At 71.3% G+C, this 22072-nt stretch carries 21 protein-coding genes; 12 read left to right on the forward strand and 9 right to left on the reverse strand.

The window, feature by feature from the left end:
- From ACFY3L_RS50285 to ACFY3L_RS50295, 3 genes are all read left to right on the forward strand, one after another.
- On the forward strand, positions 1-2049 hold a 2049-nt coding region (locus tag ACFY3L_RS50285; RefSeq protein WP_389341601.1), incomplete at its 5' end, for a carbohydrate-binding protein.
- Between the two features lie 61 nt (positions 2050-2110).
- The gene (locus tag ACFY3L_RS50290; RefSeq protein WP_389341604.1) at positions 2111-4213 is read left to right on the forward strand and encodes a ThuA domain-containing protein; all 2103 of its coding nucleotides are present in this window, start codon (positions 2111-2113) and stop codon (positions 4211-4213) included.
- Positions 4214-4322: 109 nt separating this feature from the next.
- A complete protein-coding gene (locus ACFY3L_RS50295; protein WP_389341607.1) occupies positions 4323-5210 on the forward strand; it encodes a DUF3152 domain-containing protein in 888 nt (295 codons plus the stop codon).
- A 19-nt stretch (positions 5211-5229) separates the two neighbouring features.
- On the opposite strand, the gene ACFY3L_RS50300 is transcribed toward ACFY3L_RS50295, so the two are convergent.
- On the reverse strand, positions 5230-6225 hold the full coding sequence (locus ACFY3L_RS50300; protein WP_389341812.1) for a GNAT family N-acetyltransferase: 996 nt from the start codon (positions 6223-6225) through the stop codon (positions 5230-5232).
- 90 nt (positions 6226-6315) lie between these two features.
- A complete protein-coding gene (locus ACFY3L_RS50305; protein ID WP_389341610.1) occupies positions 6316-7473 on the reverse strand; it encodes a lytic murein transglycosylase in 1158 nt (385 codons plus the stop codon).
- 55 nt (positions 7474-7528) lie between these two features.
- Between ACFY3L_RS50305 and ACFY3L_RS50310 the strand changes: the two genes are divergently transcribed.
- Both ACFY3L_RS50310 and ACFY3L_RS50315 read left to right on the forward strand, forming a co-directional pair.
- Positions 7529-7741 (forward strand): zinc ribbon domain-containing protein, encoded by a 213-nt coding sequence (locus ACFY3L_RS50310; protein WP_389341613.1) that lies wholly within the window; start codon positions 7529-7531, stop codon positions 7739-7741.
- Between the two features lie 269 nt (positions 7742-8010).
- Positions 8011-10707 (forward strand): adenylate/guanylate cyclase domain-containing protein, encoded by a 2697-nt coding sequence (locus ACFY3L_RS50315; RefSeq protein WP_389341616.1) that lies wholly within the window; start codon positions 8011-8013, stop codon positions 10705-10707.
- A 183-nt stretch (positions 10708-10890) separates the two neighbouring features.
- On the opposite strand, the gene ACFY3L_RS50320 is transcribed toward ACFY3L_RS50315, so the two are convergent.
- The 3 genes from ACFY3L_RS50320 to ACFY3L_RS50330 all read right to left on the reverse strand — a co-directional run bounded on the left by ACFY3L_RS50320 (position 10891) and on the right by ACFY3L_RS50330 (position 15335).
- A complete protein-coding gene (locus ACFY3L_RS50320) occupies positions 10891-11919 on the reverse strand; it encodes a 2-oxoacid:ferredoxin oxidoreductase subunit beta (RefSeq protein WP_389341619.1) in 1029 nt (342 codons plus the stop codon).
- Positions 11912-13759, reverse strand: coding sequence for a 2-oxoacid:acceptor oxidoreductase subunit alpha (locus ACFY3L_RS50325; RefSeq protein ID WP_389341622.1), 1848 nt, complete (start codon positions 13757-13759; stop codon positions 11912-11914). The genes ACFY3L_RS50320 and ACFY3L_RS50325 overlap by 8 nt, the downstream gene beginning before the upstream one ends.
- A 196-nt stretch (positions 13760-13955) precedes the next feature.
- The gene (locus ACFY3L_RS50330) at positions 13956-15335 is read right to left on the reverse strand and encodes a hypothetical protein (RefSeq protein WP_389341625.1); all 1380 of its coding nucleotides are present in this window, start codon (positions 15333-15335) and stop codon (positions 13956-13958) included.
- Between the two features lie 137 nt (positions 15336-15472).
- Here ACFY3L_RS50330 and ACFY3L_RS50335 point away from each other — a divergent pair, with 137 nt between their 5' ends.
- The gene (locus tag ACFY3L_RS50335; RefSeq protein ID WP_389341627.1) at positions 15473-15859 is read left to right on the forward strand and encodes an NADH-quinone oxidoreductase subunit A; all 387 of its coding nucleotides are present in this window, start codon (positions 15473-15475) and stop codon (positions 15857-15859) included.
- Between the two features lie 10 nt (positions 15860-15869).
- Here the strand turns inward: ACFY3L_RS50335 and folP are convergent, their stop codons facing one another.
- Positions 15870-16733 carry a dihydropteroate synthase gene (folP, locus tag ACFY3L_RS50340; RefSeq protein ID WP_389341630.1) on the reverse strand — a complete coding sequence of 288 codons (864 nt, stop codon included), beginning with the start codon at positions 16731-16733 and terminating at the stop codon, positions 15870-15872.
- 74 nt (positions 16734-16807) lie between these two features.
- Here folP and ACFY3L_RS50345 point away from each other — a divergent pair, with 74 nt between their 5' ends.
- The 5 genes from ACFY3L_RS50345 to ACFY3L_RS50365 all read left to right on the forward strand — a co-directional run bounded on the left by ACFY3L_RS50345 (position 16808) and on the right by ACFY3L_RS50365 (position 19735).
- Positions 16808-17323, forward strand: a complete 516-nt coding sequence (locus tag ACFY3L_RS50345; protein WP_389341632.1) for a DivIVA domain-containing protein — start codon at positions 16808-16810, stop codon at positions 17321-17323.
- Entirely contained in the window at positions 17320-17805 is a 486-nt protein-coding gene (locus ACFY3L_RS50350) for an SRPBCC family protein (RefSeq protein WP_389341635.1), read from the forward strand. Before ACFY3L_RS50345 ends, ACFY3L_RS50350 begins: the two co-directional genes overlap by 4 nt.
- Before the next feature lie 21 nt (positions 17806-17826).
- Positions 17827-18405: a DNA-3-methyladenine glycosylase I gene (locus ACFY3L_RS50355; protein ID WP_389341638.1), complete on the forward strand. Its 579-nt coding sequence runs from the start codon at positions 17827-17829 to the stop codon at positions 18403-18405.
- Between the two features lie 44 nt (positions 18406-18449).
- Positions 18450-19013, forward strand: coding sequence for a GrpB family protein (locus ACFY3L_RS50360; RefSeq protein WP_389341641.1), 564 nt, complete (start codon positions 18450-18452; stop codon positions 19011-19013).
- A 215-nt stretch (positions 19014-19228) separates the two neighbouring features.
- Positions 19229-19735, forward strand: coding sequence for a hypothetical protein (locus ACFY3L_RS50365; protein ID WP_389341644.1), 507 nt, complete (start codon positions 19229-19231; stop codon positions 19733-19735).
- 4 nt (positions 19736-19739) lie between these two features.
- On the opposite strand, the gene ACFY3L_RS50370 is transcribed toward ACFY3L_RS50365, so the two are convergent.
- From ACFY3L_RS50370 to ACFY3L_RS50380, 3 genes are read right to left on the reverse strand one after another with little or no spacing between them, the layout of a single operon-like run.
- A complete protein-coding gene (locus tag ACFY3L_RS50370; protein WP_389341647.1) occupies positions 19740-19967 on the reverse strand; it encodes a hypothetical protein in 228 nt (75 codons plus the stop codon).
- A gap of 46 nt (positions 19968-20013) precedes the next feature.
- A complete protein-coding gene (locus ACFY3L_RS50375; RefSeq protein WP_389341650.1) occupies positions 20014-20799 on the reverse strand; it encodes an enoyl-CoA hydratase-related protein in 786 nt (261 codons plus the stop codon).
- A gap of 14 nt (positions 20800-20813) precedes the next feature.
- Positions 20814-21599 carry a PaaX family transcriptional regulator C-terminal domain-containing protein gene (locus tag ACFY3L_RS50380; RefSeq protein ID WP_389341653.1) on the reverse strand — a complete coding sequence of 262 codons (786 nt, stop codon included), beginning with the start codon at positions 21597-21599 and terminating at the stop codon, positions 20814-20816.
- 231 nt (positions 21600-21830) lie between these two features.
- On the opposite strand from ACFY3L_RS50380, the gene ACFY3L_RS50385 reads away from it, so the two are divergent.
- The gene (locus ACFY3L_RS50385; RefSeq protein ID WP_081971220.1) at positions 21831-21998 is read left to right on the forward strand and encodes a DUF3117 domain-containing protein; all 168 of its coding nucleotides are present in this window, start codon (positions 21831-21833) and stop codon (positions 21996-21998) included.
- Positions 21999-22072: the final 74 nt, after the last annotated feature.

A 22072-nucleotide genomic window follows, 5' to 3' on the forward strand; every position in this document is an offset into this window, starting at 1 on the left:
ACCCGGCCCGAGATCTACGCGATGGGCTTCCGCAACCCGTTCCGGATGAGCGTCGACAAGGCCACCGGCGTCGTCTACGTCGGCGACTACGGCCCGGACGCCGGCACCACCGACGCCAACCGGGGCCCGTCGGGGCAGGTCGAGTTCAACCGGATCACGTCGCCGGGCAACTACGGCTGGCCGTACTGCACGGGCAGCAACACCACCAGCGAGACCTACAACGAGTGGAACTTCTCGAACAACACGACCGGCGCCAAGTACAACTGCGCGGGCGGGGCGACGAACAACTCGTTCCGCAACACCGGCCTGGGCACCCTGCCCGCGGCGCGGTCCGCGTGGATCAAGTACGGCGGCGACTCCGGCACCCCGGCCGAGTTCGGCGGCGGCTCCGAGTCGCCGATGGGCGGGCCCGTGTACCGCTACGACGCGGCCAACCCGTCGGCGACGAAGTTCCCGGCCAGCTTCAACGGCATGTTCTTCGCCGGTGAGTTCGGCCGCGGCTGGATCAAGCCGATCGTCGTCAACAGCGACGGCAGCCGCGGCGCGATCGACACGTTCCCGTGGGGCGGCAAGCAGGTCATGGACATGCAGTTCGGCCCCGACGGCGCGCTGTACGTCCTGGACTACGGCACCGGCTACTTCAACGGCGACGCCAACTCCGCCCTGTACCGCTACGACTACGTGGGCGGAGGCAACCGTGCGCCGACCGCCGTCGCGAGCGCGAACAAGACCTCGGGTGCGGCGCCGCTGGCGGTGACGTTCTCCTCCGCCGGGTCCAGCGACCCGGAGGGCGGTCCGCTGACGTACTCGTGGGACTTCGACGGCAACGGCACGCAGGACTCCACGGCGGCGAACCCGTCGTTCACGTACACCACGAACGGCACCTACAACGCGACGCTGACCGTGCGGGACAACCAGAACGCCCCGGCCACGTCCAGCGTGCTGATCAACGTCGGCAACACCGCGCCGACGGTCGTGGTCAACGCGCCGGCGAGCGGGCAGCTGGTGTCCTTCGGCGACAGCGTGCCGTGGAGCGTCACCGTGACCGACCCCGAGGACGGGGCGATCGACTGCTCGAAGGTCACCATGACCTACGTGCTCGGGCACGACCAGCACGCCCACCAGATCACCTCGCAGACCGGGTGCACCGGCACGATCAACATCCCGGTCGACGGTGAGCACGACGACGCGGCGAACATCTTCCCGATCTTCGACGCGCAGTACACCGACAAGGGCGGGCTGACCGTCCACGCGCAGAACATCCTCCAGCCGCGCAAGCGGCAGGCGGAGCACTTCAAGACGTCGTCGGGCATCAACACGTTCACCAAGACGACGGCCGAGGGCGGCAAGACGGTCGGCGACATCAACAACGGCGACTGGATCCAGTTCGACCCGTACAAGCTGAACAACGCCACCTCGGTCTCCGTCCGGGCGTCGTCCGGCGGCACCGGTGGCACCGTGCAGTTCCGCACGGGCTCGGCGACGGGCCCGATCATCGGCTCCGCGACGATCCCGGTGACGGGCTCGTGGGAGACGTTCACGACGGTGACCGCGCCGATCTCCGGCGCACCGGCCGGCACCACGTCGCTGTTCGTGACGTTCGCCGGCACCGGCACCGCCGCACTGTTCGACGTGGACAGCTTCACCTTCACGACCAGCAGCAGCGGCATCGGCCCGGTCAAGGGTCTCGCCGGCAAGTGCCTCGACGTGCGCGGCGCCGCCACCGCCGACGGCACGCAGATCCAGCTGTACACCTGCAACGGCACCAACGCGCAGAACTGGACCCGGTCCGGTCAGACGCTGCAGGTCCTCGGCAAGTGCCTCGACGTGTCGGGTGGCGGCAGCGCCGACGGCACGAAGATCCAGCTGTGGACGTGCAACGGGTCCGGCGCGCAGAACTGGGCGCCGAACGCCGACGGCACGCTGCGCAACCCGCAGTCCGGCAAGTGCCTCGACGTGTCCGGCAACAACTCCGCGGACAGCACCGTCGTGCACCTGTGGACCTGCATCAGTCCAGCGCCCGCCAACCAGAAGTGGACCCTGCCCTAACGAGGTGATCGGGCGCCCGTGCCGCCACACGGGCGCCTCCTTCCCTGCTAAGGAGATTTCTGTGCGCAGAATCCTGGCCGGAGCGGGCGCCGCCATCGCCCTCGCCGCCTGCACCCTGTCCGCCGCCAGCCCGGCCGTCGCCGCCGACGCGCCCTACGACGTCCTCGTGTTCTCCAAGACCGCCGGCTTCCGCCACGACGCGATCCCGGCGGGCATCACCGCGATCCAGCAGTTGGGCGCGGCGAACAACTTCACCGTGACCGCCACCGAGGACGGAGGAGCTTTCACCACCGGCAACCTCGCGCAGTACGAGGCGGTCGTCTTCCTCAACACCACCGGTGACGTGCTCAACGACGCCCAGCAGACGGCGTTCGAGTCGTACGTGCGGGGCGGCGGCGGCTACGTCGGTGTCCACGCGGCCGCCGACACCGAGTACAGCTGGCCGTTCTACGGCAACCTCGTCGGCGCCTGGTTCGCCTCGCACCCGGCGATCCAGCAGGTCAACTCGAAGACCGAGAACCGGGCCCACCCGGCGACGGCGCACCTGCCGCAGACCTGGACGCGCACCGACGAGCTGTACAACTACCAGACCAACCCGCGCGGCAGCGCCCGCGTCCTGGCGACGCTGGACGAGTCGTCCTACTCCGGCGGGTCGATGGGCGCCGACCACCCGATCACGTGGTGCAAGACGATCGACAGCGGCCGGTCGTTCTACACCGGTTTCGGGCACACGCAGGATTCGTACTCCGACGGCAACTTCCGCAACGAGCTCCTCGGCGGCATCCGGTACGCGGCGAAGCGGGCCAAGGCGGACTGCCGCCCGGAGAGCGGCTACACCGCGATCTACAACGGCTCCACGACCGGCTGGTCGCAGGCCGGCCCCGGCAGCTTCACCAACAGCGACGCGACGCTGACGTCCGTCGGCGGCATGGGCCTGTTCTGGTACAGCGCGAAGCAGTACGTCTCGTACTCGCTGAAGGCGGACTGGCGGCTCACCGGCGACAGCAACTCCGGCATCTTCGTCGGCTTCCCGAACCCCGGCACCGACCCGTGGGTCGCCGTCAACCAGGGGTACGAGATCCAGATCGACGCGACCGACGCCGCCGACCGCACCACCGGCGCCATCTACACGTTCAAGTCCGCGGACATCGCGGCCCGCGACGCGGCGCTCAACCCGGCCGGCGAGTGGAACACCTACGAGCTGCTCGTCGAGGGGCAGCGGATCCGGGTGTACCTGAACGGCAGCCTGATCAACGACTTCACCAACACCGACCCGAACCGCAACCTCGACGGGTACATCGGCATCCAGAACCACGGCACCGGTGACACGGCCTCGTTCCGCAACATCCGGATCAAGGACCTCGGCGGGAACCCGTCGACCGACGTGACCGTGCAGGCCGAGTCCTTCAGCTCCGTCAACGGCGCGCAGGCCTTCACCAAGGCCGGCGCCAACAACGGCCAGACCCTCGGCTACATCGACCCGGGCGACTGGGCCGGCTACAACAACGTGAACGTCGGCGGCGCCACGTCGTTCCGGGCGCGGGTCGTGTCCGGCGGCGCCGGCGGCCAGATCCAGATCCGCAACGGCTCACAGACCGGCACGATCCTCGGCACCGTCAACGTGCCGAACACCGGCAGCTGGGACACCTACGCCAACGTCACCACCACCCTGACCGGCGTCCCGTCGGGCAACGCGAACCTGTTCCTGACCTTCACCGGCACGGGCACCGGCCTCTTCGACGTCGACGACTTCACGCTGGTGAAGGGCACGACGCAGACCGGGGTCGGGCCGGTCAAGGGCCTGGCCGGCAAGTGCCTCGACGTCCGCGGCAGCGGCACCGCCGACGGCACGCAGATCCAGCTGTACACCTGCAACGGCTCCGGCGCGCAGACCTGGACCCGCAACGGCCAGACCCTGCGGGCCCTCGGCAAGTGCCTGGACGTGTCGGGTGGCGGCAGCGCCGACGGCACGAAGATCCAGCTGTGGACGTGCAACGGGTCCGGCGCGCAGAACTGGGCGCCGAACGCCGACGGCACGCTGCGCAACCCGCAGTCCGGCAAGTGCCTCGACGTGTCCGGCAACAACTCCGCGGACAGCACCGTCGTGCACCTGTGGACCTGCATCTCGCCGGTGCCGGCGAACCAGAAGTGGACGCTGCCGTAACGAACCGCTCCACGGAGGGGCCCCGGGCACCTGCCCGGGGCCCCTCCCGTTTGCATTCCCTACTAGGGTGGGCCGGGTGCGGGGGACACGAGCAGGTTTCGCAGTGGCGATGATCGCTTCCGTCGGACTGGCCGGTTGCGCCGATAAGTCCGGTAAATCGGACACGGCGGCACCACCGCCGAGTGAGGCGGCATCCGTCGCGGTGATCGAGTCGCCGTCGCCGCCGCTGTCGCCGTCGCCGTCGGTGAAGCCGTCCGCCAAGCCGTCGACCAGCAAGAAGCCGGCCCCGAAGCCGTCCTCGACGCTCAAGAAGCAGGTCACCGCGGGCGGCGACACCGGCGGGGCGAAGGCGCCCCCGCCGAGCGGCGACGGCGTCCCGGCGACGGCGGCCGGCACGTTCACCGTCGCGACCGGCGGCACCGCGATCGTCGGCACGGGCGCGACGCTGGTGAAGTACCGCGTCGAGGTCGAGAACGGCATCCAGTGGGGCGGCAACCCGGTCTGGACGCCGGAGAAGACCGCCGCCGAGGTCGAGCGGGCACTCGGTGCGGAGCTCGGCTGGACCGCGTCGGCCGAGCACCCGGTGACCTACCCGTCCAACAAGCTCGCCGACGCCAGCTGGTCCTTCCAGCGGGTCAGCGGCGAGGACTACAGCGTGCGGCTGCGGCTGGCCACCCCCGGCACCGTCGACAAGCTGTGCAAGGCCGTGGGCGTCAACACCCAGGGCATCTACTCGTGCCGGTACGGGCAGACCATCCTGCTCAACCTGCGCCGCTGGCTGAAGGGCATCGACGGGGCGCCGGGCGTGGACTTCCACGCCAACACCGTGAACCACGAGATGGGCCACTTCCTGGGCTTCGACCACATGAAGTGCCCGGGCTCCGGACCGGCGCCGATCATGCAGACGCAGACGATCGCGCTGAACGGGTGCCAGTACAACTCGTTCCCGTTCACCGCGGAAGGGACCTTTGTCCAAGGCCCCTGGGCACCCAGCTGATCCGACGCCGAAGGTCCTGCTACTTGAGGCGGCGGAGCAGGTCGATGACGTCGGCGTCGTACTCGCGCCACTCGCGGTCCGGCTTGAAGCCCAGCTCGGCGTTGACCTTCAGCAGCGGCTCGTTCTCCGTCGCGTTCCACGTCTGCACGTCCAGCAGGTGCGGCTCGGCGGCCCGCAGCTCGAAGAGCATCCGCGCCTTGATCGCCCGGCTGATGCCATAGCCGCGGTGCGCCGGCACTTCGATGGTGTCGTACTGGTCGGCGCGGGTCGGCCGCTGCGCCGGGACGACGACCTCGGTGAGCCCGGCGATCGTGTCGGACGCCTCGTGCACCGCGAGGACGATGTACGGCTTGAGGCCGCGCGCGTGCAGGGTCGCGAGGCTCGCCCGCAGCCGCTCCGCGTCGTATGAGCTGGGCCGCAGCTCCAGGTCCGCCACGACCGACGCCCGCGCCGCCTCCTTCGCCGCCGCGTAGGCCGCGTAGTGCTGCTCCGGCGGGCCGCCCGGGTGGTACTCGACCCGGTAGCCCGCGCCGATGCCGGCCGCCATCTCGCCCAGCCGCAGCCAGTCGACCCCGCCCAGGTCCAGCAGGTTGCGCTGCTCGATGAACGCGCACTCGAAGCCGAACGACTCGAAGAACTTGATGCTCGGGGTGCCGCCGATCACCTCGACGCCGACGGACTCGAAGCCCTCCTCGGCGGCGCGCCGGGCCACCGCGGCGAGCAGCGCCGTGCCGACGTGCCCGCCGCGCGCCGCGGGCACCACCGACAGCTCCAGCACGCCGATGTCCTCCAGCGCGAGCAGGCTCGCGTGGCCGAGCACGGCGCCGGACTCGTCGACGGCCAGCCACGACGTGCGCCGCTCACCGGGCATCGTGACCGCGAGATACTCCCGGAACTTGACGTCGCGCCACGGCGGATCCTCGGGCACGTCGAAGGCCACGATCTCGTTGAGCGACCGCAGCACCGCCTCGATCTCAGCCGCGGTCGCGGTCCCTGGGTCCCACTCGCGCACCATCACGGAGTCAAGCTTGCCTACCTTTGTGGCTCAGCGGAAGTACCGCGCCGCAGAGCGTGGCCTTTCATGTACGCGGATCTACCCGTCGCCTCACCCTGTGCGGTCCCGGCGGCCGTAGTCGTTCGTCGCGTTGAAGACCGCCGTGCGGTACTCCTCGGGGATGTTGTACGAGTGGATGGCGGCGTTCCAGCCCTCCAGCGTGGACAGGTCGCGGCCGCCGGCGCACAGGTACGCGGCGGCGGTCAGGGCCGCGTCGTCGATGTCGTTGACGTCGGTCACCCCGTCGGCGTCGGCGTCGATCCCGTACTGCTTCCAGGTGCTCGGCAGGAACTGCATCGGCCCGACCGCCCGGTCCCAGGTCTTGTCGGTGTCGATCGCGCCGCCGTCGGTGTCCTTGATCGCCTGCCGGTTGCTCTGCCCGTCCAGCGGCGGGCCGATGATCGCCGGCACCGACTTGCCGTCGTCCTGCACCAGCGCGCCGCCGGTCCGGCCGTGGTCCGACTCGATCTTCGCGATGCCGGCGAGCGTGGTCCAGGTCAGCTTGCAGCCCGGCGTGGTGCGGGCGGTGATCAGCTCCGCGTACCCGTACGCCTGCATCGAGACCGGCGGGATGTTGAGCTTCACCGCGCGCGGGCCGGCCCACGCGGCCAGGACGTCCGACGGGCGCTCCTTGGTGCCGGCGGGCGGGCTGAACGTCGTCGGCGGCGGCTGGGGCACGGGCGCTTCGCCGGTCTCGATCCCGCCCGGGGTCGCGGTCGCCGGCGGCGGGGCGGAGCCGCCCGCCTCCGGCTCGGACACGGCCGGGACGAGGAACCTGCCGGACGCGAAGGCGACACCGAGCATCAGGGCGAGGGAGAGGCCGGCGACGAGCATCCGGCCGCCGGGCGTGGGCAGCCACACCCGCAGCCCTTCGAAGCGGGCCGGGCGGCTCTGCAGGACGTCGGCGGGCGCGGGCACCGGCGGCTTGCCGGTGGGCGCCTGCGGCTGCGCCGTGGGCGACTGGTCGCCGGGCCCCTTCGCGGCGTGCTTCGGGATGTGACGCTGCTGCGGCGGCACGCTCGGCGACGAGTCGGCGGCATTGTCGGTGGTGGACTTGTGGTGTTTCGCCGCTCTTCTACCGTGCTTCGGCGGCGGATCCCCCTGGGAGGAGCCCTCATCCGGCGCGGGTGAGCGGATCGCGGTCACCGAGAGTGTGTCCACTGTGGTGGGTTGTTGCTCGTCGGGCCGGGGACCGCGGTTCTGTGCCACGTGTCGAGTATTCCGCACTTGCCGCGCACGTGTCACCGTCGCCTAACCTGTGGGGATGCCTCGTTACGAGTACCGGTGCAGGGCCTGCGGCGACACGTTCGAAGTCCAGCGACCGATGGCTGAAGCCAATGCGAACGCCGCGTGTCCGGCAGGCCACGACGACACGGTGAAGCTGCTGTCGACGGTCGCCGTCAATGGTGTCAACGCCGCGGGCCTCTCGCAGCGTCCTTCCGGTGGCGGGTGTTGCGGCGGCTCGTGCGGTTGCTGATGCATTGTTACGGGCCGGTTTCGCAATAACCGCCGGATGTCTTTGATGTTGTGGCCTCGCGTGCCACAACTCGGCCGGTCAAGTTGTCGTTACGTCACGCGAAACCCACTCGAACTTCATCCCCGTATGCTTGCTGACCTGCTTGGAAGAGCGCAGACCAACGTCTGTCCGACCTTGAGGACGACCGGTTGGGGACCGTTTCTACGATGTGCGCGACCCAGGGGTGGGGAAATATGGGGAACGCCTGAAAAGGGAGGCGGGGGTTTCACGTGTCGGCGCGGACGCATCTGCCCAGCGGGCTGGTGACATTCCTGTTCACCGACATCGAGGGCTCGACTCGACTTGCCCAGATGCTCGGCACGGGATATCGGCCGGTGCTCCAGGAGCACCGGCAGGTGATCCGTCGCGCGCTGTCCAAAGCGGATGGTGTCGAGCTCTTCACCGAGGGTGACTCGCTCTTCGTCGCGTTCGCCGACGCCGCCGCCGCGCTCACCGCTTGCATCGAGGCGCAGCGCGAGCTCGCCGCCCACGACTGGCCGGCCGCGCCCGACGGGTCCGAGGCCCGGCCGAAGGTCCGCATGGGCCTGCACACCGGGTTCGCCGAGCCCTACGGCGGGGAGTACACGTCGCCGGAGGTGCACCGCGCGGCCCGCGTCGCCGCCGCCGCCCACGGCGGGCAGGTTCTGTGCTCCGCGGCCACCGCCGGCCGCGTCGGCGGGCCCGAGGGCGCCCTGGGTGACGACGCCTACCTGCTCGACCTGGGCCTGCACCGGCTGCGCGGCTTCGACGGCTGCGAGCGGATCTTCCAGCTGGTCGCCCCGGGCCTCGACCGCCAGTTCCCCCGGCCGCGCACCATCGACGCTCCCGCCCACAACCTGCCGGTGCAGACGACCCGGTTCATCGGCCGCGCCGCCGAGCGCGCCGCCGTGCGTGACCTCGTCGGCGCCCACCGCATCGTCACCGTGGTCGGCGCGGGCGGCGCGGGCAAGACCCGCCTCGCCGTCGAGGCAGCCGGTGAGCTCGTCGAGCAGTTCCGCGACGGGGTCTGGTTCGCCGACCTCAGCGCCGTCGCGACCAGCGACCTCGTCGACGTCGCCGTCGCGGCCGCCGCCGGGCTGCGCCCCGAGCCGGGCCGGCCCGTCATCCAGACCCTCGCCGACCACGTCCGCGACCGGCGGATGCTGTTCCTGCTCGACACGTCCGACGCGCAGCTGCCCGCGGCCCGCCGGCTCGTGTCGCGGCTGCTGTCCACCGGACCGGAGGTCACCGTCCTGGCGACCAGCCGCGAGCCGCTCGGCCTCGCCGGCGAGGTCGTCTGGCGGATCCCGCCGCTGTCGGTCGAGGCGGCCAGCGGCGGCGGGTTCAGCGACGCCGTCGCGCTGCTGGTCGACCGGGCCTCCGCCGCGCGGGGCGGCCGGCCCGCCGAGCCGGGCGAGATCGCCCAGCTCACCCGGGTCGCCGAGGCCCTGGAGGGGTTGCCGCTCGCGCTGGAGCTCGCCGCGGCGCGGCTGCGGCTGCTGTCCGCCGCGCAGCTCGCGGCCCGCATCGACGACGTCCTCGGCACCCTGGACGCCGGTCGCGGCGCCCTGTCCGACGCCGACGTCCCCAGCAACCGGCACCGCACCATGCAGGCGGCCGTCGACTGGTCGTACCGGACGCTCGACGAGCGCGCCGCCCGGCTGCTGCGCCGGCTGTCGGTCTTCGCCAGCCCCGTCGACCTGCCCGCGATCGAGTGGCTGCACGACGGCGACCCCCTCGACCCGCTCGCGACCCTCGTCGACAAGTCCCTGCTGCAGGCGGAGGCCGGCGCGACGAACGCGACCTACCGCATGCTCGACCCGATCCGCGCCTACGCCGCCCGGCTGCTCGTCGAGGCCGGCGAGGAGGAGCCGGCCCGGGAGCGGCACGTCGCCTGGTGCCTGCAGGCCGCGCACGACGCCCACGTCGACACCGACGGGCGGCCCGTCACGCTGTCGCTCTACACCCTCGACCCGCTCGCCGACGAGCTGCGGGCCGCCCTGCACTGGACCGTGACCCGCGGCAGCGGGCGGCAGGGCCTCGCCGTCGCCGGCGCGCTCGACCAGTGGTGGCGGGAGCGCGGCCTGGTCCGTGAGGGTCGCATGTGGCTGTTCCGCCTGTACGAGCGGATCAGCGCGACCGGTGAACCCGTCCCCGACGCGGAGCTCGCGGCGGCCTACCACATGCACTCCCTGCACGCGGGCGCCGACGGCGAGACGGTCGAGGAGCTGCGCTTCTCGCAGCGGGCCGAGGCGGCGGCGCGACGGGCCGGCGACCCCGGGCTGATCGCGCGGGTGCTCGCCGGGCGGGGCGCGCCGCTGCTGGACATGGGCCGGTTCGACGAGGCTGAGCGCGGCTGCCGGGAGGTGATCGCCCTCGCCGAGGAGCAGGGCGTCGCCGGGGAGACGCTCTCCGCCGTCTACGCCCTCGCGCAGCTGCTGTGGCGCCGCGGCGCGCTCGACGAGGCCGCCGACCTGCTGGCGTCCGCCCGGGCCCTGGAGAACTCCCGCCCGATGGAGCGCGGCCGGCGGACCGTCGACATGCTGCTCGGCATGGTCGCGCTGGCCCGCGGTGACCTGGTCGCGGCGCACGACCACCTCATCGTGGCGCTGCGGTCGCGGATGAGCTTCGGCTTCCAGCTGCGGGTGTGCGAGGCGCTGATGGCGATCGCGGTGCGGTGCTCCCTCGCCGGCGAGACCGGCACCGCGGCGCGGCTCTTCGGCGCCGCCCAGGCGGCCAGGGTGCGGCTGCGCTGCTCCGCCGGCGGGTTCGGCGCGTACTGGACGGAGCAGCAGGCCGCGCTGCGGACCGCGATGGGCGACGCGGACTTCGACGAGGCCTCCGCCGCCGGTGGCGCGCTGAGCCTGGAGGAGTCGGTGGCCCTGGCCCTGACGATCGAGCACCCGGACCTGGTGGCCGGCTCGATCCGCTTCTCCGCCGCCGAATAGCTTCCGCGAAACGCCGGATGGGGTGGCAGCTCGCCGGGGGATTGCCCCGCTGCGCTGCCACCCCACCTCAGGGAGGGCTCACCGACGTGTCGGTGCGCTACCTCTTCAGACGCATCGGCTCCTGTACCGGTTGCCTACAGGGACCGTCCACAGGATGGTCTACGGGATGGTCTACAGGATGGTCTACAGGATGGTCCAGGTGTCGCCGCTGTTGAGCAGGGCGCCGAGCTCCTCCTCGGGGGTGCCCTTCGCCTTGGCCTTCGCCGTGGTGAGCTGGTCGCGGACCACGTCGTCGTAGGCGGGCCGCTCCACGTTGCGGAACACCCCGATCGGCGTGTTGCGCAGGTCGAGGCTCGGCAGCCGGGACAGCGCGAACGCGTACGCCGGATCGGCGACCGACTCGTCGTGCACGACGATCTCCTCCGGCGCCGCCGAGGCCGTCGGCACCACGGACAGGCCGAAGCCGCCCGGCGGGTGCGTCACCGCCCACTCGCCGTCCTTGCCGAACGTGATCGGCTGGCCGTGCTCCAGGCGGATCGTGAAGTCGTCCCTGGTGGCGGGCTCCTTCAGCGCGTCGAACGCACCGTCGTTGAAGATGTTGCAGTTCTGATAGATCTCCACGAACGCCGAGCCGCGGTGCTCGGCCGCGGACCGCAGCACCGACTGCAGGTGCTTGCGGTCGGAGTCGATGGTGCGGGCGACGAAGCTCGCCTCCGCGCCCAGGGCCAGGGAGATCGGGTTGAACGGCGAGTCCGCCGAGCCCACCGGCGTCGACTTCGTGATCTTGCCGACCTCCGACGTGGGCGAGTACTGCCCCTTCGTCAGGCCGTAGATCTTGTTGTTGAACAGCAGGATCTTCAGGTTGACGTTGCGGCGCAGCGCGTGGATCAGGTGGTTGCCGCCGATCGACAGCGCGTCACCGTCGCCGGTCACCACCCACACCGACAGGTCGGGGCGGGACACCGACAGGCCGCTCGCGATCGCCGGCGCGCGGCCGTGGATCGAGTGCATGCCGTAGGTGTTCATGTAGTACGGGAATCGCGACGAGCAGCCGATGCCGGAGACGAACACGATCCGCTCGCGCGGGATGCCGAGCTCCGGCATGAACGACTGGACCGCGGCCAGGATCGCGTAGTCCCCGCAGCCGGGGCACCAGCGCACCTCCTGGTCGGACTTGAAGTCCTTCGTCGTCAGCTTGAGTGCCTCAGGCATTCTTGACCACTTCCTCCAGCACGGACTCCAGCTCCGCGGCGGTGAAGGGCAGGCCGCGGACCTGGTTGTACGCGATCGCGTCGATCAGGAACTTCGAACGGATGACGCCGGCCAGCTGGCCGAGGTTCATCTCCGGGATGACGACCTTGTCGTAGGCTGCGAGCACCGCGCCGAGGTTCTTCGGCATCGGCGACAGGTGCCGCAGGTGCGCCTGCGCGATCGGCAGCCCGCGCTGGCGCAGGGCCCGCGCCGCGGCGCCGATCGGGCCGTAGGTGGAGCCCCAGCCGAGCACCAGCACGCGGGCGGTGCCGTCGGGGTCCTCGACCTCGACGTCGGGCACCTCGATGCCCTCGATCCGCGCGGCGCGGGTGCGCACCATGAAGTCGTGGTTGGCCGGGTCGTACGAGATGTCGCCGGTCTTGTCGGCCTTCTCCAGGCCGCCGATGCGGTGCTCCAGGCCGGGCGTGCCGGGGACCGCCCACGGGCGGGCGAGGGTCACCGGGTCGCGCAGGTACGGCAGGAACGTCGTGCCGTCCTCGCCGTTGGGCTCGGTCGCGAACTCGGTCCGCAGGTCCGGCAGGTCCGCGACCTCCGGCAGCCGCCACGGCTCGGAGCCGTTGGCGATGTACCCGTCGGACAGCAGGATCACCGGGGTGCGGTAGGTCAGTGCGATCCGGGCCGCCTCGATCGCGGCGTCGAAGCAGTCGGCGGGGGAGCGCGGCGCGATGACCGCCACCGGGGCCTCGCCGTGCCGGCCGAACAGCGCCATGTTGAGGTCGGCCTGCTCGGTCTTGGTCGGCAGGCCGGTGGACGGGCCGGCCCGCTGCACGTCGATGATGAGCAGCGGCAGCTCCAGGGCGACCGCGAGGGAGATGGTCTCACCCTTGAGGGCGACGCCCGGGCCCGAAGTGGTCGTCACGCCCAGCGCGCCGCCGTAGGACGCGCCGAGGGCCACGCCGATCGCGGCGATCTCGTCCTCGGCCTGGACCGTCGTCACGCCGAACTTCTTGTGCTTGCTCAGCTCGTGCAGGATGTCCGACGCGGGCGTGATCGGATACGCGCCCAGGAAGACGGGCAGCTCCGCTCGTACACCCGCCGCGACGACACCGAGAGCGAGCGCGGCGTTGCCGGTGATGTTGCGGTAGTTGCCCGCGGTCATCTTGGCCGGCTTGACCTCGTAGCGGACCGCGAACGCCTCGGTCGTCTCGCCGAAGTTCCACCCCGCGTTGAAGGCGGCGATGTTGGCGGCGACGAGCTCCGGCCGGGCGGCGAACTTGCGCTCCAGGAAGCGCAGCGTCGACTCGTGCGGCCGGGAGTACATCCACGACAGCAGGCCGAGGGCGAACATGTTCTTGGCCCGCTCGGCGTCCTTCTTGGACACGCCGTGCGACTCCAGCGCCTTCACGGTCATCGACGTCAGCCCGACCGGCGCGACGGCCCAGCCCTCCAGCGACCCGTCCTCGAGCGGGTTGCTCGCGTAGCCGACCTTCGCCAGGTTGCGCTTCGTGAACTCGTCGGTGTTGACGATGATCGAGGCGCCCTTGGGCAGGTCGGCGAGGTTGGCCTTCAGCGCCGCCGGGTTCATCGCCACCAGGACGTTGGGTGCGTCGCCCGGCGTCAGGATGTCGAAGTCGGCGAAGTGGACCTGGAAGCTCGACACGCCCGGCAGGGTGCCGGCGGGTGCGCGGATCTCGGCAGGGAAGTTGGGCAAGGTCGAGATGTCGTTGCCGAGCTGCGCGGTTTCCGACGTGAACCGGTCACCGGTGAGCTGCATGCCGTCGCCCGAGTCGCCAGCGAACCTGATGACCACTCGATCCAGCTGGCGGACCTGCTTGGTCACGTGAGCTGACCTCCTGTTTGAGCCGGCGGAGCGGGGATGCGGTGGTGCGACGACATCGTCGAGCCGGCCCGATCCTTCTGACAATCAGAGGGTACGTCGAAGGTCCGCGCCCGCCGCCTTCGCAGGTGCCGGTGTGCGTCGGATCCCGGATTTGTGCGGCTGACGTCGAACCACACAAACGCCGCTATTCTGCGCTTTATTCGTCCGGCTGCCGGAAGCTGGACCCCGCGACGGGGCCGCTCGGCAGCCTCGGCAGCGTCAGCGACCTGGGAATCGGCGTGCGCTGGGGCAGCGGCGGTAGATCTTCGTCACTTCTGCGCGGCTCCGGCACCAGCGTCTGGGACGCGGCGTCTCGTGCACCGGAATCGTCTTGCATGCCGGGCCGGTCCCGGGTCGCGGACTCGTCCCGCAGGCGTCGCCGCAGCGAGAACACGACGAGGAACCCCACCAGCGCGACCAGCCCGATGATCCCGCCGATGAACGGCAGGCTGGACAGCTGACTGCTGGTCACGGCCACCGGCGACGCCGGGGCGTCGGTGGGCAGCTGCGGCTCACCGGCCAGCGGCGGCCCGGTGATCTTGTAGTCGGCGCGGGTCTCGACCGGGTCCAGGCCGATCGGCGCCAGGTAGCCGTGCACCGCGCCCGTCAGCGGCACCTCGGCCCGGGCGGCGGCGCTGATCGACAGCACGAAGTTGGCCGGGACGTCCTTGCCGGCGGCGACATCGCCCAGCTCGCAGCGCGACCGCTCGGGCGACAGCTTCCGCTGTGCCCGGCAGGCGCTCGGGAACGACACCACGTCGACACCCGGCGGGGTGACCACCTCGAGCGCGCCGGCGGCCTTCGCCGAGCCGGTGTTGCGCAGCTTGACCTGGAGCGTGGCGGTTTCGGTGCGCGGCGTCGCCTGCGCCGGGAGGGTCAACGGGTCGGCCGTCAGCTCGATGCCGGGCACCGGGGGCTTCGTGTTGAACGTGATCGAGAAGTTCCGCACCTTCTCCGGGAAGTTCTCCATCACGGCCGTCACGTTGCCGGATCCGGACAGCCGCCAGGCGTCCGGCGCGACGTCGACGTCGACCACGACCCGCCCGATCCCGCCCGGCGCGAGCGGGCAGGAGAAGCTCAGGGTGCCGTTGCTGGTCCTGCAGCCGTCGATGCCGTAGCCGCCGGTCGCGCGGGTCCCGCTGGGGAAGGTGTAGAAGCCGGTGATGGTCTCCGCGGTCTCGCCGAGGTTCTGGACGGAGATGACCAGCTTCGAGGCGCCGTTGCCCTGCCAGTACGCGTCGCCGAGCACGACGTCGCTGACCGACACCGTGAACTTGCGCACCTTCTGCGGCGGTGGTGGTGGCGGCGCCTTCGTCGTCGGGCGCGTCACCGGAGGCTTGGTCGTCGGCGCCTCGGTCGGTGAGGGCGACGCCGCCGGCTCGGTGGTGACCGGCGGATCCGACGGCGCCGTCGTCGACTCCTCCGGGCCCGGCTCCGCGTACGCGGCCGGGGTGAGCGTGAAGAGCAGCGCGCAGGAGGTGCTCAGCGCGACGAAGGCAGCACGTGGCCGGGCGCGGCGGCGCGCGGGTGCTTCCATGGGGCGTCCTCGTATCCTGGCGGCGGTTGACGATCCGCTAGCTGCTTGCTTGCCATAGGGCAAGGAAGCTCATTATCTAGACAAGTTCTGGTTTTCGGCATGTCGGAGATTGTGTTTCTGCGAGTACGGTGCGTGTTGTGAACGGCTATCTCGGTGGTTATGCGACGCTCGGCCTTCTGCTGCTGGTCGGCGCGGGCGTCTTCGTGGCCGCCTTCGCGGCCGCCCGGCTGCTGGGACCGCGCCGGTCGGCGGACAGCGGGGCGGCCGCCGCGAAGTTCGACACGTACGAGTGCGGGCTCGACCCGGTGGGTGGGGACTGGGCGCAGGCACAGATTCGCTACTACGTGTACGCGTTCCTGTACGCGCTGTTCGCCGTGGAGAGTGTGTTCCTCTTCCCGTGGGCGGTGATCTTCGACCGGCCCGGGTTCGGGACCGCCGCGGTCGTCGAGATGGCGATCTTCGTGGCGGTCCTCGCCCTGGGGATCCTGTACGCGTGGCGCAAGCGCATCCTGCGCTGGACGTGACGCAGGCCGGTCAGGCCAGGCCTCGCCGGGAGACCGCGGGCTGCCGGTCGCCCCTGATCGCCGCCACCGTGTCCAGGACCCGGCGGGTCGCGCGCACCTGATGGGCCCGGAAGACCCGCGCGCCCAGCCACGCCGACACCGCCGTGGCCGCCAGGGTCCCCTCCAGGCGCTCGCCGACCGGCAGGTCGAGGGTCTCGCCGATGAAGTCCTTGTTCGACAGTGCCACCAGCACGGGCCAGCCGGTCGCGGTCATCTCGTCGAGCCGGTTGGTGATGGCGAGCGAGTGCCGTGTGTTTTTCCCGAAGTCGTGCGCCGGATCGATGAGGATGCCGTCCCTGCGGACCCCCAGGGCGACCGCCCGCTCGGCGAGTGCGGTCACTGTCCGTACAACATCCTCGACGGGATCCGCGAACGCCACCCGATGCGGCCGGGTCCTCGGGGTGAGCCCGCCGGCGTGGGAGCAGACCAGGCCCGCGCCGGTCTCCGCGGCGACGACGGCGAGGTCCGGGTCGGCGCCCGCCCACGTGTCGTTGATCAGGTCCGCGCCGGCCGCGATCACCTCCCGGGCCACCTCCGCCCGCCACGTGTCGATGGAGATGACCACGTCAGGGAAGCGCTCGCGGACCTTCGCGACCGTCGGCAGCGTCCGGCGCAGCTCCTCCGCGGCGTCCACGGTGCTGCCCGGGCCGGCCTTCACCCCGCCGATGTCGATGATGTCCGCGCCCTCGCCGACCGCCGCCTCGACCGCCCGCAGCGCCGCGTCCTCGGCGAACGTGGCGCCCTTGTCGAAGAACGAGTCCGGCGTCCGGTTCACGATCGCCATCACCGCGTAGTCACCGTCGGTGAACTGCCGGCGGCCCAGCCGAAACATCATGAATCCTCCGTCTTTCCTTCAGAAGGGTGTGCCGGGCTCGCCCGCGCCCCAGTCAGCGTGCCACGATTCCCCCTATGGCTGAGTTCCTCCTGGTGTTGATCGCCGCCGTGGTCGTCGGGGCAATCGGGTTCGGCGTGTCCTTGTTGATCACCGGTGACGACCCGGGGATCGAAGGTCACGAGCCTGACGGGCGCGCGGTGCCCCTGCCGTCCTCCCGGCCCCTGGTCGAAGGCGACGTCGGTCAGGTCCGCTTCGACACCACCCTGCGCGGGTACCGGATGGCGCAGGTCGACGCGGCGCTGCGCCGCGCCGGCTACGACATCGGCTACAAGGAGGAGCTGATCCAGGTCCTCGAGGCCGAGGTCAAGGCGCTGCGCGACGGGCGCACCGAGGACGCCGACGCGCTGCGCGACGCCCGCGAGGCGGCGGTCACCGGCGCCGGCGGCAACGTCGTGCTGTCCCCGCCGTCCGCCACGCCGTCGGCAGAGGTCGAGCCCGAGGCAGAGCACATCGTCGACCTGGACAAGCGGGCCACGGATGACGACAGCACCGCGCACACCTGGGGCGAGCCTTCCCCGGTGGTGAAGTGACCGATCCGTCCTTCGAGGCGGTCGCGCAGCCCGGCGTCGGCGAGGTGACCGCGACGGTGATCGTCCGGGCGCCCGCCGAGCGGGTCTTCGCCGGGCTCATCGACTGGCCCCGGCAGAGCGACTGGATCCCCTTCACCAGGGTCCGCGTCCTGTCCGGGGACGGCGGCGAGGGCAGCTCGATCGAGGCCGTCACCCGCGTCGGCCCGGCCGTGCTGCGCGACCTCATGCGGGTGGTGAAGGTCGACCCTCCGTACGAGGTCCGCGTCGTGCACCACGGCAAGGTGCTGCGCGGCCCCGGGGTGCTGCGCTGCACGCCACTGGGCAGCGACCGCACCCAGGTCGTCTGGCACGAGTGGTTCCACCTGCCGGCCGGGGTCGCCGGGAAGGCGGCCTGGCCGGTCCTCTGGCCCGGCTCCAAGGTCAGCCTCACCGGCGCCCTGCGACGCTTCGCCCGGCTCGTCGAGACGGGGAAACTGTCGTAGGGCTGCAGTACATTGCTGGGCGTGGTTGATGTCGTGGTGGGTGAGGACGGGCTCGCCAGGTGCGCGTGGGGTGGCTCGACCCCCGACTATGCCGTCTATCACGACACCGAGTGGGGCCGGCCCGTCCGCGACGACAACGGGCTCTTCGAGCGGCTCACCCTGGAGGCCTTCCAGTCCGGCCTGTCGTGGATCACGATCCTGCGCAAGCGGCCCGCGTTCCGCGTCGCGTTCGCGGATTTCGACATCGCCACGGTCGCCGAGTTCGGCGAGGGCGACGTGGAGCGGCTCCTCGGCGACGCCGGCATCGTGCGCAACCGGGCGAAGATCGAGGCCGCCATCGCCAATGCCCGCGCCGCCGCCGACCTCCCCGACGGGATCGCCGCGCTGCTGTGGTCTTTCGCACCCGAGCCGCGAGCCGCCCGCCCCGCCAGCTTCGCCGAGGTGCCGGCCGCGACCGCCGAGTCCAAAGCGCTGGCCAAGGCGCTGAAGCGGCACGGTTTCAGATTCGTCGGCCCGACGACTGGGTATGCCCTCATGCAGGCCACCGGCATGGTCGACGATCACCTCGCCTCTTGTTTTGTGCAGCTCGACCGGCCATGATCCGGACTGACGACCGCCCGGGTGAGCGACTGGAGTGTGGATTGATGACCGCCGAGTTCGCCGCCGACTACGGGGGTCCACTCGAACTGGTCGAATATGACCCAAGCTGGCCCGCGAAGTTCGCCTACTACCGTGACGAGCTGGCCGACGCCCTCGGCCCGGTGGCGCTGCGCATCGAGCACATCGGCTCCACGTCCGTGCCGGGCCTGGCCGCGAAGAACGTCATCGACATCCTCATCGTCGTCGCCGACGAGCACGACCGTGACGGCTACCGCTCCGCGGTCGAGTCGACCGGCATGGCCCTGGCCCACCGCGACCCGGCCGCCTCCTGGTCCTTCTACCGCCCGGCCACCCCGCCGCGCACCCGGCACGTCCACGTCACGTCGCGCGGCTCCTCGCACGAGCGGGTCCAGCTGCTCTTCGTCGACTTCCTGCGCAACCACGACCTCGCCGCCGACGCCTATGCCCAGGTGAAGCGCCGCCTCGCCGTCCGCTTCGCCGACGACCGCGAGGGCTACACCCGCGCCAAGACCGACTTCATCTTCGACATGCTCGACCGCGCCGAGCAATGGGCCGACCAGACCGGCTGGACCGTCGACGAGAGGTAGTTCCACCCCGGCGGTTGTGGTGAACCCCACCTCCGGTGGGTGGGGCGGAGCGGAGCCCCCCATCCCCGCGGCGCGCCGGCCTCGGGCACGCAGCACCCGCCAGGCGCCGCTGGGGCATTGTGCTGGTCAGCTCGCCCGATCCGGTCGGTCACGGACAGCACCTGACCGCACAGCCTCTCCGGTGGGTGGGCGGGGCCGGATGGTGGAATGGGGGCATGGCGAAGTGGGCGGTGGTTGTTTCCGGGGAGCGGTACGAGCAGGAGCGGCTCTACGCCTCGCGGTTCGTGCCGGGGACCACGCTTCCCGCCGGGGACGAGGCGCTGCTGGTGGCGGCGGTCGATCCGCCCGTGGTGTTCGGGGTCGCGCGGGCCGACGGTGAGGGGCGGCTGCGGTACACCGTGGACCTGATCGCGGAGCCGGTGCCGTTCGGCAAGAGCCTGGAGCAGGGCGAGCACCGCCTGGACGAGGCGGCGTTCGGCGCGGTCACGCAAGGGGTCACGGGCGCGGCGAAGCAGCCGGCGGCGAAGCGGACCTGGCTGGTGAGCGTCGACCTGCCGATCGAGGCGGCGTCCCCGGGCGAGGCGGTGCGCGAGTTCTGGACCTACGTGCGCGACCTCGGCCCGGCCGAGCTGCCCGCGTTCGTCTGGCCGGCCGGCGACGAGCTCGCCATGCAGGCGTTCGTGCTCGGCGCCGAGGCCAACCAGGATCCGGAAGAGGACTAGAACGTCAGAACAGCCCGAGCAGCGCCGGCGAGTACCCCAGAATCCGCTGTGGATCGGCGTCCAGGACGTTCGACAGCAGCGAGGCGTACACGGCGCGGAAGTCGGTCGTGAACTTCAGGTCGCCGTTGTCCAGATCGGACAGGCCGGCCCGCTCCGCCGCGTCGACCTCCTCGGCGGTCGGCCCGAAGGTCGCGCGGCGCAGCAGGTGCGCGAGTGCTGTCCGATCGGCCATGCGGCCAACGGTAGGGCCCGCGTGTTCGAGTCGCGTAAATCCGCGGTCAGGCTCCGGCGAAGACCGGCTTCTGCTTCTGCACGAAGGCGGTCGTCGATGCCTTGTGGTCCGTCGTCTGCCCGCAGATCGCCTGGGCCTGCGCCTCGACCTCCAGGGCCTCCCGCAGCGTGCCGGAGGAGCCGGCCGCGAGCTGGCGCTTGATCTGCCCGTACGCGACGGTGGGGCCGGCGGCGAGGCGGGTCGCGAGCTCGACGGCGACCGGCAGCACCTGCTCGTCGTCGTCGACCAGGCGGGTCAGCAGGCCGAGACGGTCCGCGGTCTTCGCGTCGACCGGCTCGGCGAGCAGCAGCAGCTCGGCCGCCTTCGCGTGGCCGACGAGCCGGGGCAGCGTCCACGACACGCCCGTGTCGCCGGCGAGGCCCACGTTGGCGAACGCCATCAGGAACCCGGTGCCCGGCCCGCCGATCCGGAAGTCGGCGAGCAGCGCCAGGGACGCCCCGGCGCCCGCCGCCATGCCCCGGACGGCCGCGACGACCGGCTTCGGCATGGTCGCGACCAGCTCGGAGATCGGGTTGTAGTGCTCCCGCACCGTCGACAGCGGCGCATCGCTGCCGGACTCCAGCAGCGAGACGTGCTCGCGGAGGTCCTGCCCGACACAGAAGGCCCGGCCGGTGCCGGCGAGGACGACGGCCCTGACCGCGGGGTCCTCGGCGAGCTCCTTGAGGGTGTCGCGCAGGGCGACCTTGGTGGCGGTGTCCAGCGCGTTGAGCGCCTCGGGACGGTTGAACGTGACGACGGCGACCGCTTCGTTGCGCTCGACCTGCAGACTCATTCGATGAACTCCTTCTACGCTCGCAGACACTGGTCAACGTAACGGTCGGCGGCCGGGCGCAGCCGCCCGGCATGCCGGTCGAAGAACGCCGCCGCCGCCGTCCCCGGCCAGTGCTGCGGCAGCAGCTCGGGCGGCAGCTGCGGGTCGCGGAACAGGAACGCCCGCCACGCGTGCACCAGCATGAACCTGGCCGCGTACGCGCGCTCGTCGTCGGTGCCGGGGCCGACGGCCGACACCAGCGGCGTCAGGTCGGTCACGAACTGCTCGTACGCCTCGCCGATCGCCCGCAGGTCCCAGGCGCGCGACACGAGCTGCTCGCCGCCGGCGACGTGCGCCGCGCTGAACCGGTCGTACCGGACGCCGGCCTCCACGAGGAGCGCGTCGACGCCCTCGCCGGGGCGCGGCGCGATCCAGGTGGACGCGTCGATCGCCCCGTAACCGAGAAATCCCAGGTTGGCGACGAGTTTCGCCCGCGCGCCTCGATGCTGCGGCGGGTCCAGCGTGATGAGATCGAAGCGGCCGTCCCAGCCGGCGTCGCCCGTCGGGGTGCGGTAGATGCGGGCACCCGCCGCGTCGAGCCGCCGTGCCGCCTTCGGGGTGATGCCGTAGCCGGGACCGGTCGGCAACCGTAAAGGGTGCAGCCAACCCTGCCGTACCATCCGTGACACCGCGGTCCGGACGGCGGGTGGCGCGATGCCGAGAGGTGCGAGCAGGCGCACGAGGGCCGCTATGGCGGCCCGTCCACCGCGGGGACGGAGATGGTCGCCATAGAGATCAAAGAGGGCGGACCGGGCCTGCATGGCCGCTTATTGTGACAGTTGACCGGCATTCACCGCCAGGAGTTGTCACATGGTTCGCGTCCCAGTTTGGGTCTTGGGGCCATCATCAGGGAAAATCATCTGTTGGCGCGTTCATCACGGGTCGGAAGGCCGGGAGGCAGGTCCCGGCCGACGTTCGTGAGTGGCCGCGCGGCATGCGGGGACGGCTGTGCCACCTGATGTCTGGGACATCAGGGAGCGAAGGGAGACAACATGGCGGCCATGAAGCCGCGGACAGGCGACGGTCCGCTGGAGGTCACCAAGGAGGGCCGGGGCATCGTCATGCGGGTCCCGCTGGAAGGTGGTGGGCGGCTCGTCGTCGAGATGACCAAGGATGAGGCCAACGAGCTCAGCGAGGCACTGAAGACCGCCACCGGCTGAGGTCTCGTTCATCCAGCACGACCCCGCGCAACCCGAGTGGCCCTGAGGCGGTCGCTCCCCGAGGCGTGCGCGGA

Source organism: Dactylosporangium sp. NPDC000521, assembly GCF_042898305.1.
Taxonomy (GTDB): domain Bacteria; phylum Actinomycetota; class Actinomycetes; order Mycobacteriales; family Micromonosporaceae; genus Dactylosporangium.